Source organism: Acinetobacter sp. GQ146, assembly GCF_059758585.1.
Genome location: NZ_JCAXDV010000007.1, coordinates 63894 through 77588 on the forward strand (window position 1 = coordinate 63894; position 13695 = coordinate 77588).

The window sequence follows — 13695 nt, forward strand, 5'->3', positions numbered from 1 at the left end:
CACCCCATCTCTCGCTTTGCAATATACGCAGATTTTCAAGATGACTCATATCCCTATATTTGGGTAAATTGAAGCAATCTTCCTGATTTTCACTTCATCTATTCTTAAGATACACTCATCGGCGAGTTTTTACACAATAAAACTGTGCTGGCGCATCAATTAAATGAAAATAAACATAATCACTATATTTCCGGCTCGATGCTTCTATTGCTTTATTCTTGAGCAGTTCACACAAATCATTACTTGTGCTCCTGCCTGAATCTTGGCATTGTGAAATAAAATTTCCAACAGGCACAAGGATGAATTATAACAATGCCGAATCCTGCTCAAATTGTTCGTCATAAATTACTCAATACTTTTTTTTCTCGTCATTCTGTCTGGTTCACCTGTATTTTTATTGCTCTTAGCATCACATGGTTCAGACTAAATTACGCGCCACACTACATTTATTATTTTATTTCCGATACCGCGCTCAACTCGTTATGGTTGATTACCTCCATTTTAAGTGTGCTTGGATTATATGATTTACTGCAGAACAATCATTCCATCTTGAAAAATTATCCCATCATCGGGCATTTCCGCTTTCTGTTTGAAGAAGTTCGGCCTGAAGTTCGACAATACTTTATCGAGTCGGACAACGATGCCTTACCTTTTTCTCGTATGCAACGCAGTCTGGTTTATCAGCGTTCGAAAAATGAAAATTCGGATAAACCGTTTGGCTCAATCATTGACGTGTATCAACAAGACTACCGTTTCATGACGCACTCCATTCAACCTTGCCCCCCTGCTGATCCCTCAACCTTTCGGATTGAGATTGGTAGTTCGCAATGTACGCAGCCGTATAATGCATCCATCATGAATATTTCAGCCATGAGTTTTGGTAGTCTGAGCGCGAATGCCATTCGTGCCCTGAATAAAGGGGCTCAACTGGGCAATTTCTATCATGATACAGGTGAAGGTAGCCTGAGCCCTTATCATCTCGAATATGGCGGTGATATTGTCTGGGAGATAGGCAGCGGATACTTCGGCTGCCGTACGGAAGATGGTACTTTTGATCCCATCAAGTTTGCCCAGCAAGCTGTTCTGCCTCAAATCAAGATGATTGAAATTAAATTGTCTCAAGGGGCAAAACCCGGACATGGTGGTATCCTGCCGAAAAACAAAATTTCTGCTGAAATTGCTCAGATTCGCGGCATCCCGCGAGATCGAGATTGTATTTCTCCCTCCAAGCATTCTGCATTTAACACCCCCATTGAGATGCTGGAATTTATTCAGAAGCTTCGAGAACTTTCAGGCGGTAAACCCGTTGGTTTCAAACTCTGTATTGGGCAACCCTGGCAATTTATGGGCATAGTCAAAGCTATGTTGCATACCCAAATATTACCCGACTTTATTGTGGTCGATGGCTCTGAGGGAGGGACTGGGGCTGCACCCATTGAGCTGATTGATCATATGGGGACGCCATTACGTGAAGGTGTACTGTTTGTGCATAACACACTGGTTGGTGCTGGATTAAGAAAACAAATTAAAATTGGTGCAAGCGGCAAAATTATCAGTGCTTTCGATATTGCAAACACAATGGCAATTGGCGCTGATTGGATCAACTCAGCACGCGGCTTTATGTTCGCGATTGGATGTATTCAGGCGCAAAGTTGTCATACCAATCAATGCCCAGTAGGGGTTGCCACCCAAGATCCAGACCGCCAAAAAGCCATTAATGTTCCGACCAAGGCAGAACGGGTGTTTCATTTTCATAAAAATACCATGCATGCCTTATCTGAAATGATTGCTTCAGCTGGCTTACGCCATCCTGCTGATATTAAACCGCACCATCTCGCACAACGTGTGAATGACCGAGAAATTAAAAACTATGCACAACTGCACTTTTGGCTGAAAGAAGGTGAGCTTTTAAGCTGTGAACATCAAGATGAAGAGAACTTTTATTTTCGGATGTGGAAAATGGCGAAAATGGAATATTTTTAATCTGGCTCTAATTAAAAACATGACGCTCACATAACACGCAAAAATTTAAATGCGCTTCTCTCATGAAAATTTCATAAGAGAAGCGTTTGACTAGGCTTTAGATTGCCTAAGATTAGTAATATTCACCCGAACTATGCGCATGTAAAAATGCAGGAATCAGCCCAGTTAACGCAGCACGAATATCTGCCCGCTCATTAATCAGCTGATGTGACCCTTCTTCCAGCATAAGCAAAGTTTGTAGTCTAAATTTTTGACGAATAAATTCAATGTTATAACGCCAATCAACCGTCTGATCTAAAGCCCCCTGCGCTAACCATACAGGAATACGACAGGAAGGGCGTTCTTCCATCTGCTGCATCCACTTAGACATTGCCAAAATCCAGTCCATCCCCATCATGCGCGGTTGTAGTGGATCTTTTAAGCGCACGAAGCGTAAAAATTCTGGGTTATGATTATTTCTACGGAAATGACGCGGAACTTGACGTTTAATCCGACGAATAATGCCAAGCCCAACCGAATTATGCCACCATGCTGATTTCGCAGGTCGGATCAGGGGCGACAACAATAAAACTCGCTCGACATAAGGATTTTCACGGCGTTCTGCAAATTCAAGTAGATGATGCATCAAAATTGCACCACCGGTACTTTGCCCAATCCCCAACCAAGGCTTAGGCAGTTGTGATGCATTTTTTACATATTGATAAACCGCATGTAAAACACGCTGATAATGATCAAAATCCTGAATACTGGCAGGTGAACCATCACTCAAGCCATGCCCCGGCAAATCATAAGTTAAGACACTAAAACCTTGTTCAAGCAATTCACGAATAATCGGTTGATAGATACCGCTGTGTTCCAAATAGCCATGGAGTAAGAACACCGTTCCTTTAATGTCTACTTTTCCAGATTCATTCGCTTTGGGTTGGAACACCTGTACATGCAGCTTAAACAGTGGCATCTGTACAAATCCCTGCCAATGCTCACATTCCAAAAGATGTAAACCATATAATTTACGATAAGCCTGTAATTCAACCGAAGGAGAAAATGCATGATTCAGGTTAAGTGGGCTTAAGACTTGTGGTGTCGTATCACGACTAGGGACTGGCAAGTCGAGTTGTTTTAAGATGCTTGGATTTAAAAACGGAATTTCAGGCATTAGGGTACCTCTCGGCAATCGCTTGACCCAAACAACATGTCGCGAATGGTCGCCAACATTTCATAATTTGCACGTCGGCTATGGTCATAATTCTGTTGGCTCGGCTGCCAAGCTGTCAGTTGTGTTGGCATTGGAGCTTCGATTGGCATTGTTTCTATACCATTTAAGGCAAATAACCGGCGTGTTCTTGGCATATGGTATTGATCTGTAATTAAAATCACCGTCGGTGCTCCTCCTTTTTTTTGTAATAATAACGAGCTAAACCGTGAGTTTTCACAGGTGTTCATACTTCTATTTTCGAGCAGCTTAGCATCTACGCCACGCGCTTTTAACCAGCGTTGCATATAAGGAGCTTCTACACCACTCAGTACGATCGGTAACTTATAGGTTTTCTCAACTTCTAAGGTTTTTTCCAGTCTTAACTTAGTATAGTCATTAACCACAATATCTTTACGATTTTTATCTAAAGTTAAACCTCCACCTAGGACCACAATTGCATAAGGCTGTGACTTGGCAGATTTAGGCACTTCTTTTTGCTCTTGAATTTGAGCAATATCTTTTTGGATTTGCTGATCGTCAGTGTTTTCGACGACTTGCTCAACTTCGTGGGTCTGTAAAAACTCCAGATACTTTTCCATCAAGGCTTTATTTTCTTTACTGTCCAACTCCAATAAATCTTTGACATTTTGTGTTGGATCCTCAGCTTCGGAAGCTGCTTGTTCAGGATCTGCCAGTAACGGGACTTGAGGACGGTCTTGCTCTTCATCCTGTTGCTGCTGCTCTTGATTAATTAAGGCTTGTAAAGCGGTGTAACGTGCTTGAATTTGAGGTAAATTTTCAGAGTTGTTGTGCTGAATTTCCTGTTCCATTAACTTGAGATAGGCTTGTCGTGCTATCCACAAATTCGAACCTGGCTCTAAATTCTCTGCTTCGCTTAATGCAGCCATTTTCTGGCTTTGTGCTGCAACTTCATTCACTTCTACAGGCACAAAGGTATTTAAGCCCTTCACCACCAATTTGGAATAAAAAGGTGAATAAATAAAAATCACTAGACAGCCCAAAAGTACAAAGAGCAATGCTGCAATTTGTACTGATCGAACCATCCAATGCGTTTTAGCCATACATTATTCCGTATGTGATTGAATTAAACCAATAGAGTTAAATAAAACAGGCTCAGGTTCTAAAGCAATATTAAATTTCTTCAGTACGTCCTGCTGAACTGCTTGATACGTTGCTTGAACATCGGCTAATGTCGCCTGCTCATAATTCACAAGGACCAAGGCTTGTTTAGCAAACATCCCCACCATGCCCAAACGTTTACCTTTCCAACCCGCCTGATCAATTAACCAGCCTGCAGCAATTTTAATCTGTCCATTCGCTTGAGGGTAATGGGGTAATTGAGGGAATTTCGTATTTATTTGGTCAAAACATTGTTGAGAAATCACAGGATTTTTAAAAAAACTACCGACATTCGGAAACTCTTTAGGATCAGGTAACTTACTTTGACGTATTTGAATCACTTGATGCTGTAAATTTTCTGCTGTTTGTATTTCGCCAACTGCCTGCTTTAAATCCCCATAGCTCAATTTCAGATCTGGCTGTTTTAACAACTGAAAAACCACCTGAGTAATCACATAGCGCTCAGGCTCATCTTTAAAAATACTGTGACGATAGGCGAAATGACAATCTGAAGCTGAAATTTCAGAAAACTGACCGAGTTTTCGGTCATATACACGTACTGAGCGGATGAATTCCCCCACTTCAACGCCGTATGCACCGATATTCTGTACAGGAGAAGCTCCCACCAAACCGGGAATCAAAGCCAGATTTTGCAAACCATAGAGATGTTGCTCGGTACTCCACAACACGAAGTCATGCCAAGCTTGCCCTGCACCAACAGCAAGGGTTTTCGTCTGTTCGTTTTCATCAATTACTTCAATGCCTTGGATATCCATATGCAGCACTAAAGCATGGATATGTTCGGGTAATAGCATATTACTACCACCGGACAAAATAAGCGTATTTAATTGATTTTTCTCGGCATATGCCAAAGCTTCCAACAACATGCTTTCATTGACAATTTTCACATAGTGCGAAGTAATCGAACCCAAATTTAATGTATTAAAAGGCTGAAGTTGAACGTTATTCTGAATCTGCATGCTAAAACCCAAACTAGCCTTTCTGCTGTTGTTGAAATACCTGAACCCAAGCCAGACTACTTGATTCACATTGATCAAGTACCCGCTCAAATCCATCATCGCCCCCATAATAAGGGTCTGGCACAGCTTGTTGAAGAAATTTTTGATCGTGCTGACTCATCAGGGCAATCTTTGCGCGAAGCATGTGCTGCCCCAACATGGTTTGTGCCTGCTGCATCAACGCTTGAATATCTTCTAAATTTTCATAATCCATCGCCAAAATCAGATCAAACTCAGCAAAGTCTTGCAAATGCAACTGACGTGCGCGTAAAGCAGAAAGATCATAGCCTCGTTGTTTGGCATGTTGCTGGCTTCTTAAATCAGGTGCTTTGTTGGGATGATAATTACTGGTTCCCGCAGAATCGACCAAAATATTAAGCTGATACGCATCACAATAATGTCTTAACACCACTTCTGCAGTGGGTGAACGGCAGATATTTCCCAGACAGACACATAACACCTTATATGGCGTTTGCGATGACATAAGCACCTCAATAGATTGTTTATTTTGCAATGTCTTATGTTAAGTTATTTACAGGATGAATCCTACTAGAACTGTAAAACAAAAATGCCTAAATGATGATAAAGCGAGAAGGAATTGCCCATGTATGACTTTGAGTTTCAAACTGTTTCCCGAATTATTTCAGGGCTTGGTTCGATTCAACAATTAGCCATAATCTTGCCTGAACAGCGCTGCAAGAAAGTCCTACTCGTCACGGATATGGGCATGATACAACACCAGTTACATCTGCCCATTCTGGAGATATTTGAGTATCTGGGATTAGATTATGTCATTTTTTCAGATGTGATCGCTGATCCGCCCGAACAGGTGGTGATGAACGCGGTTGAGTTTGCCCGACAAGAACAGATTGATAGCGTGATTGGTTTCGGTGGTGGTAGCTCTTTAGATGTGGCGAAACTGATCGCAATATTGGCATATCCAGCGCAACAGCAAGTGCTTTCGGACCTCTACGGCATCAATAATGCAAAAGCACCACGACTGCCCCTGATTTTGGTTCCAACGACGGCGGGCACGGGCTCTGAAGTCACCCCTATTTCTATTGTAACTACAGGCGAAACTACCAAAATGGGGATCGTTTCACCTGTGCTGTATGCTGATATCGCTATATTAGATGCCACATTTACCCAGAATCTGCCCAGACATATTACTGCGGCAACCGGTATTGATGCGATGGTGCATGCGATTGAAGCCTATACTTCTAAAATAAAGAAAAATCCATATGCCGATATGCTGGCTAAACAAGCTTTGCGTCTACTCAATCAGAACTTAAAGCTTGTGCTTGAAGATGGCTCCAACCTGCAAGCACGACAAGCCATGCTGAATGGCTCGATGTTTGCAGGTCAGGCTTTTGCCAATGCCCCTGTCGGTGCGGTACATGCTCTGGCTTATCCCTTAGGTGGGCATTTTCATATTTCACACGGTCACAGTAATGCCTTGGTGTTGACTGAAGTACTAAAATTTAATGCACCTCAAGCCAAACATCTTTATGCCGAGCTTATGACCTGGATGGATCCTTATAGCACGGGCTGCACAGATGGTTTGTGTGACTTATTTATTGACCATATGCAAAATCACTTAGACCGCAGTGGTTTATGCTTGAAGCTGAATCAACTGAATGTGCCTGCACACTCGCTCACACAATTAGCACAAGATGCCATGCTACAAACGCGGTTATTACAAAATAATCCACGTCATTTACACCTAGAAGATGCGGAACAAATTTATCAGGCAATTTACGCTTAATCAGCCTTCACTGCACAGGATATGCCCATGAAACCTCAGGCAAAACATCGTGAAAATTATCCCTTTATTTTCCCCATACAAACACGTTGGTCCGACAACGATCTTTATGGGCATGTAAATAATGTGAATTACTATAGCTTTTTCGATACTGCTGCCAATGCACTCTTAATTCAAAAAGCCCACTTTGATATTCATCACTCTCCGATCATTGGCCTAGTGGTGAGTTCATCCTGCCAGTTTTTACAAGAATTATGCTATCCAGAAATCATTGATGTGGGAGTAGCAATCAGCAGAATAGGCAATAGTTCCCTAGAATATGATTTGGCGATTTTTAAAGCCCATCAATCTTTGGCCGCTGCACAAGGTCAATTTACCCATGTTTTTGTGGATCGAGCACAGCGCAAAAGCACCCCCATTCCTTTGGAGATGCGTCAGGCACTTCAAGCCTTTATGCAAGTTGCACCTGAGCCAAAATTTGTTTAGAAATTATTTTAATTGAATATTTTGTAATTCTGCATCAAAGCCTTGGAGTAAATCCCGTACCGCAGGCTCAGCCTGCAAGAGCTCAACGGCTCGCTGATGAGCATGCTCTTTACGTTGATGCTGCAAAAGATAAGGTGTGGTTTCCGTGACTGCACCATATTCAATTTTAAACTGTGTATTCGGCCATAGCTTCTTCAGCGCTTGTTCTAGAGAGTGCTGCGACTGACCCAATAATTGCTGATATTGCTCTGGAATATGGAACACAGATTCCGCATTAATATGCCCCGTCATTACACCGTGTTGTGCCAGTTCTTGCACGGCAGGAGATAATTCACTTTGTCTGAACCAGAACTCCCATTTACCTAAAGTCCATTCCCCTTCCAAGACATGCTCTTGCACACGTAAAATGTCTTGCGGCATCAACTCGGCTTGGGCACATTCAGCTTTCAGCTCTTTTTGTGCAGCAATTTCTGCTGTAGTAAGTTCAGGCAGTTCGGTCTTGGCTTCAGAGCTAACAGGCTCAGCAGCTAAACTAAATAATGAGTCTTGCTCTACCTCAACCGCTACAGATTGAACCGTCAAATCGACTTGTGCTTGAGAAGTTACATCTAAGTAATCAGTAACAGTAGCTTGCTCGTCAACGGGAAGTGGCGCAATTTCATCAAATAAGAAATCATCACTACTGGCTTCAGAGAATGTCGCAGATGTTGCATCTTCTTCATCCAAGTCAAACAACACATCATCACTGGCAGGATCAAACACAATTTGATCGGAAGTGCTCGCGACATCTGCTTCTGCTTCAACCTGTACAGATGTTGCTAAGGTTTCAGATTCATCTTGTGAATTTACTTCAGCAGCAGAGTTTTCTATAGATGAAACTCCCTGCTCCACTGTCAAATGTGCTTGATCTTGCGGAACAGCAACTTCAGGATTGATATGAGTTACTGTTTGCTCAGTTGCCAATACAGGCGCAGACTGCATTGCTGTAACAGGAGCCGATACCAAGACTTCATTGGGTTGCAATGGTCTGAATGCCAACAAGCGCAGCACGCACATTTCAAAGCCTTGCTCTTGAGTCACCGCCAGTTGTAAATCTGCGCGACCTTTACACGCAATTTGGTAATACAACTGCAAATCTTGATCCGCAATTAATTTGGCAAGTTGGCTAATTTTTTGATTAATTTCGGCACTGTATTTCAGGCTTAAATCCGGCAAATATTGCATCAAGGCCAGTTCATGCAAGGTCGAAATCAACTGATCTAAAACCAGGGATACATCTAAAGCTTGTTGTCTAAACTGTAACAGTAACTGGCTGACACGCGCTTTTTGGTTTTGATGAATTGCCAGCAACAAATCATAAATGATGGTGCGATCAATCAAACCCAGCATTTCTTTAACATCTTGATGCTGAATAGCACCCTGACCATAAGCAATTGCCTGATCCGTCAGCGATAAGGCATCACGTAACGATCCCTGTGCAGATTCAGCAATTTGCCAAATGGCATCTTGCTGAGCGGGAATTTGCTCTTTTTCTAAAATACGTGTGAGATGCTCGGTAATTTCATCCACCGCCAATGGGCGCAAGGTAAATTGTAAGCAACGAGAAATAACCGTAATTGGCAGTTTTTGCGGATCAGTGGTCGCAAACAAGAACTTTACATGTTCTGGTGGTTCTTCTAATGTTTTTAATAGGGCATTAAACGAGTGTGTCGAGAGCATATGCACTTCATCGATCAGATACACTTTATAGCGCCCTTGCGTTGGCGCATACGGTACGTTATCTAACAGCTCGCGCGTATCTTCAACTTTGGTCCGTGACGCTGCATCGATTTCAATTAAATCGATAAAACGCCCCTCATTGACCGCTTTACAGGTAGTACATACTTCACAAGGCGTTGCAGTGACGCCAGTCTCACAGTTCAAGCATTTCGCAAGAATACGCGCAATGGTGGTCTTACCGACACCACGTGTCCCCGTAAATAAATAAGCATGGTGTAAACGACCACGTTCTAAGGCACTACTGAGTGCACGTGACACATGGTTTTGACCCACCAATTCATTAAAATTACGAGGACGATATTTACGCGCAAGTACTTGATACATGTATGCTCCTTTTCATAGGCCTAAGCATACTGTTTTTTTAGCCAAGAGTGAATGAACAATCTGATGCTCAAGTCATGATTGTGGAAATTAAACCCGTTCCCACAACTTAACTTGTATCGTGCTGCGTCAATACCAACCGTATTCAAAGATAACTCTCAACTTTTCCGATTCAAAACCAGCAAAAAATGCGAATAAAGAGACTTAAAATACTCTTGCAGTTCGCTATGTTGAGTGAAGTGTTAAAACCAACCTTTACGTCCTTTCAACACTGCATCTGCACATCGTAAGGTTTCTTGGGTTAGCCCCCATAAACGATAGTCCCCAGTAATGGAAGCAGTGGCAAAATTATGCGTATAGGCAAAACTTAATTCACGCGCAGGATCACACCAAGCGCCTGAGCCATTGAAGCCCATATGCCCAAATCCTGTTGGGACTTGTTTACCGAGGGTCAATACTCGGTGATACCCTAAACGCCAGTGCATAGGCAATGGCATTATTCGATCGCGTTTTCGGTACTGAATTTGGCTCATTCTTTGAAATACTTCGGGTTGAATGAACTGTTGCTTTTGCCATTGTCCCTTTTGAGCCAACATGGCATAGATTTTTGCCAGACTCCCTGCGGAGAACACTCCGTTTGCAGCTGGAATCGTGGCTTGTAAACCCTCATCACTAAAGAAACTAAACTTTTTCATGCCTTTAGGAATCATCGCATCTTGAAAGTCTTGCGGGTTTTGACCGGTCCATTCTACGGCTCGATCAAAAAGAGAGACTTTCTTTTGAGCCGTTTGCGGAACTTTATTCTTGGCGTGATCGGGACTGACTTGAGCTTGAGCGAATACCCGCGCTACACGATGCAGTTGGTCTTTGGGTACGCCAAAATAGGCATTTTCAATCTCTAGAGGCTGGAATAGATACTCGGCCATTAAGTCGGACAATTGACGTCCTGTAGCTTTTTCAAGCGTACCACCAACCAGCCAGCCAAAAGTTAAAGGTTGATAGGCTGCATCCTGCTCCACAGCAAAGCGAGGTTTAATTTGTGCAATTCGGTCTAACATGGCATTCCAATCTGCCATGTCACGCGCCTCATTCACCGTATGACGAATGTCAAATAAGCCACTTTGATGGCTTAATAGATGAGCCAAAGTAATCTGAGATTTTTCATTTTGAGCAAATTCAGGCCAATAATCTGCCACTGGCGTATCATAATCGAGTAAACCCTGACTGACTAAAACATGTACCAAAGTGGCCAATACTCCTTTACCTGTCGAGTAACAGACTGACAAAGTATTCTGCCCCCAATGCTCAGTTGCGGACTTTTTCCCTACATAGATATCGACAACTTTCTTTCCCTGAAAATACACGCACAGCCCTGCCCCGCCGTGATCCTTTCTTGCATCCTGCAAGCGGCTAAACTGCTTTGCTAAATCTAGAAAGGCAGGATCAACCTCACCTTTATACTGATCGCTACTCGCAAGCAAATAGGCTTTCAACTCATTCATATCTCATCCCTGTATTTGTCATTTATATTGCTTTTAATCTCTTATTTTTAAAATAGAAAAGCCCAAATCAAGATTTGGGCTTTATTGCATTTATTTAGCGCGCTGTAATATGTCCCATTACATGCGGCTTTTTATTCTTACTGTTTTGAATCATGAAATCGATATTCTGGCCATTTTGAGCCGTCAAAAACTCAACTTTCGAAGGCAAATACATCGGCAGTTTGAACCAAACATCCGCTTCATAGCTGTCTGGTAAACTTAAATTGGCTAATGCCTTGGCTTTACTCCACATCCCATGGGCAATCGCTTGTTTAAAACCAAAGGCTTTAGCCGTAATCGCATGAATATGAATCAAATTAAAATCACCAGAAGTTAATGCATAACGGCGACCAATATTTTCAGAAACTTCCCATTCAGCTTGTAATGCGTAATTGGGTTGGCTTTCATCTTTGGCTTTCGCAGCAGCGGCTTTAACTTCTGTTTTTTGACGCGCCAGATAAGTGGTCACGCCCTGCATCACCACGTCATTACCCACTTTGGCTGTGGTAATAAAATCGAATTGAATGCCTTTATCGTGCGGTTTTAATTCACCAAACTGACATGAAAGACTTAAACTTTCATTTACACCAATCTTGCGGCTTTGTGAAACTTGATTGCGAATATGCACCAGACCCAAAATTGCAAAGGGAAAAGCTTCTTGCGTCATCATGTGCATCTGCAAACTTTGAGATAACACCGCCAAATAAATAGCCGGAATATAACCGTTGTTTTTAAAACCACAGACAGCGTTATAGGCTTTTAAATGCTTTTGATCTACTTTGAATGAATCCACCACATATTCAACTTGCGGAAGGACTTTCTCTCCTTTGGGCTTTTTAAAAATCAGTCCTTGCACAACCTTTGGGTAAGCCAGATAAGGTTTTGGAAGTTGAGAAAAATGGCGTGTATTCATATTGAACCTTTTAATTATAAATGTAACATCTAGATTTTTTCCTCTTCTAAGCAAGAGGTTCAAAAAGAGTGCCCTAGCACTCTTTTTGATAATTATTTCTGCGCAAGGATAAATAGGCGTGCTTATGCACCTAATAAACTTTGTCCACAAACACGAACAACGTTACCGTTTAAACCTGTTGAGGCGGTCGATGCGAATAATGCAATCGTTTCCGCTACATCTACAGGTAAACCACCCTGACTCATTGAGTTCATACGGCGCCCCGCTTCACGAATCGCAAAAGGAATTGCAGCGGTCATTTGCGTTTCAATAAATCCAGGGGCAACAGCATTGATCGTGATTCCGTTTTTCAAAATTGGAGCCGTAAATTTCACTACCCCAATGACACCAGCTTTTGACGCTGCATAGTTGGTTTGCCCTAAGTTACCCGCAATACCTGAAATTGACGATACACAAATAATACGGCCATTGGCATTTAGCCCGTCATTTTCAAGTAAGTAATCATTGACGCGTTCAATCGCAGACAGATTAATATTGATGACTAAATCCCAAAGCTCTGGCTTCATGTTGGCTAAGGTTTTGTCACGGGTAATCCCTGCATTATGAACAATAATATCTACGCCACCTTGCGCTGCCGCAGCGGCTTTAATTTTTTCACCCGCATCAGCCGCAGTAATATCAATCGCTAAAGTAGAACCGCCAATTTCACCCGCGACGCGGTCTAAATCCGCCTGTTGCTGCGGCACATCTAAACAAATCACATGTGCGCCATCACGAGAAAGTACATGTGCAATCGCTTCACCAATACCACGACTTGCCCCTGTTACAACAGCGGTTTTGCCTGTAAGCGGCTTAACCCAGTCCACATCAATCACAGCAGCTTTTGATACACGAATTACTTGACCAGATACATAAGCTGAACGTGGCGATAATGCAAAACGTAGGGTCGACTCTAAATTCGCTTCCGCACCGTCATCCACATAGACCAACTGTGCCGCAATCCCTTTTTTAAATTCTTTACCTACCGATTTAACAAAGCCTTCTAATGCGCGTTGCGCAATCGCTTGTTTAACCGTTTTGGCAGTTTCAGGTGTCGTGCCAACCACAATGACACGCCCCGAAGCTAAAATTTGACGCGAAATCGGGTTAAAGAAATTATAAAGTTCTTTCAGTTGTTCCGAGTTTTGAATACCTGAAGCATCAAAAATGACTGCTTTAAATTTAGATTCACGATCGCCCTCATTAAACGCATTGAGTTTTAGACCTTTGGTCGCAGCAACTTGTTGTAGTTCTGTATTGTTGCCTGCATAACTATTGGCATGAATATTTGCCAAAATCTGAGAGATTGCCCCAGACAATGGACTGGCTGGTGCTGCACCAACCAATACAGCGCCTTTAATGACTGGCGTCGCAGACACAAAACGATCTAAAAAAGTCGGTGCTGGTAAACCTAAATTTTTAATGACAAATTTGCCAATTGGAGATTTTGCGAATGCTTGGTATTGGTCAGTCATGTTTATTATCTCTCAAAACGAATTAAATTTATTTGATGGCTT

General features: G+C 42.4%; 11 protein-coding genes. 3 read left to right on the forward strand and 8 right to left on the reverse strand.

Features of this window, described 5'->3' with window-relative positions:
- The first annotated feature begins 312 nt into the window (after positions 1–312).
- The gene (locus AC6CHI_RS11990; RefSeq protein WP_498121500.1) at positions 313–1983 is read left to right on the forward strand and encodes a glutamate synthase-related protein; all 1671 of its coding nucleotides are present in this window, start codon (positions 313–315) and stop codon (positions 1981–1983) included.
- A 112-nt stretch (positions 1984–2095) separates the two neighbouring features.
- Here the strand turns inward: AC6CHI_RS11990 and AC6CHI_RS11995 are convergent, their stop codons facing one another.
- From AC6CHI_RS11995 to AC6CHI_RS12010, 4 genes are read right to left on the reverse strand one after another with little or no spacing between them, the layout of a single operon-like run.
- Positions 2096–3139 (reverse strand): alpha/beta hydrolase, encoded by a 1044-nt coding sequence (locus tag AC6CHI_RS11995; RefSeq protein ID WP_498121502.1) that lies wholly within the window; start codon positions 3137–3139, stop codon positions 2096–2098.
- A complete protein-coding gene (locus AC6CHI_RS12000) occupies positions 3139–4260 on the reverse strand; it encodes a YdcF family protein (protein ID WP_458892749.1) in 1122 nt (373 codons plus the stop codon). The genes AC6CHI_RS11995 and AC6CHI_RS12000 overlap by 1 nt, the downstream gene beginning before the upstream one ends.
- A gap of 3 nt (positions 4261–4263) precedes the next feature.
- Positions 4264–5298 (reverse strand): UDP-N-acetylmuramate dehydrogenase, encoded by a 1035-nt coding sequence (murB, locus tag AC6CHI_RS12005; RefSeq protein WP_498121504.1) that lies wholly within the window; start codon positions 5296–5298, stop codon positions 4264–4266.
- Positions 5299–5311: 13 nt separating this feature from the next.
- The gene (locus AC6CHI_RS12010; protein WP_498121506.1) at positions 5312–5821 is read right to left on the reverse strand and encodes a low molecular weight protein-tyrosine-phosphatase; all 510 of its coding nucleotides are present in this window, start codon (positions 5819–5821) and stop codon (positions 5312–5314) included.
- A 120-nt stretch (positions 5822–5941) separates the two neighbouring features.
- Between AC6CHI_RS12010 and AC6CHI_RS12015 the strand changes: the two genes are divergently transcribed.
- Complete coding sequence (locus tag AC6CHI_RS12015) at positions 5942–7102, forward strand: iron-containing alcohol dehydrogenase (RefSeq protein WP_498121507.1); 1161 nt, start codon at positions 5942–5944, stop codon at positions 7100–7102.
- Between the two features lie 27 nt (positions 7103–7129).
- Entirely contained in the window at positions 7130–7585 is a 456-nt protein-coding gene (locus AC6CHI_RS12020) for an acyl-CoA thioesterase (RefSeq protein ID WP_498121509.1), read from the forward strand.
- A 3-nt stretch (positions 7586–7588) separates the two neighbouring features.
- Here the strand turns inward: AC6CHI_RS12020 and dnaX are convergent, their stop codons facing one another.
- The 4 genes from dnaX to AC6CHI_RS12040 all read right to left on the reverse strand — a co-directional run bounded on the left by dnaX (position 7589) and on the right by AC6CHI_RS12040 (position 13653).
- Complete coding sequence (gene dnaX / locus AC6CHI_RS12025; protein ID WP_498121510.1) at positions 7589–9688, reverse strand: DNA polymerase III subunit gamma/tau; 2100 nt, start codon at positions 9686–9688, stop codon at positions 7589–7591.
- A gap of 239 nt (positions 9689–9927) precedes the next feature.
- Positions 9928–11187: a serine hydrolase domain-containing protein gene (locus tag AC6CHI_RS12030; RefSeq protein WP_498121512.1), complete on the reverse strand. Its 1260-nt coding sequence runs from the start codon at positions 11185–11187 to the stop codon at positions 9928–9930.
- Between the two features lie 94 nt (positions 11188–11281).
- The gene (locus AC6CHI_RS12035; protein WP_498121514.1) at positions 11282–12139 is read right to left on the reverse strand and encodes a MaoC family dehydratase; all 858 of its coding nucleotides are present in this window, start codon (positions 12137–12139) and stop codon (positions 11282–11284) included.
- A 122-nt stretch (positions 12140–12261) separates the two neighbouring features.
- Positions 12262–13653, reverse strand: a complete 1392-nt coding sequence (locus tag AC6CHI_RS12040) for a 3-oxoacyl-ACP reductase (protein WP_498121516.1) — start codon at positions 13651–13653, stop codon at positions 12262–12264.
- Between the last annotated feature and the right edge of the window lie 42 nt (positions 13654–13695).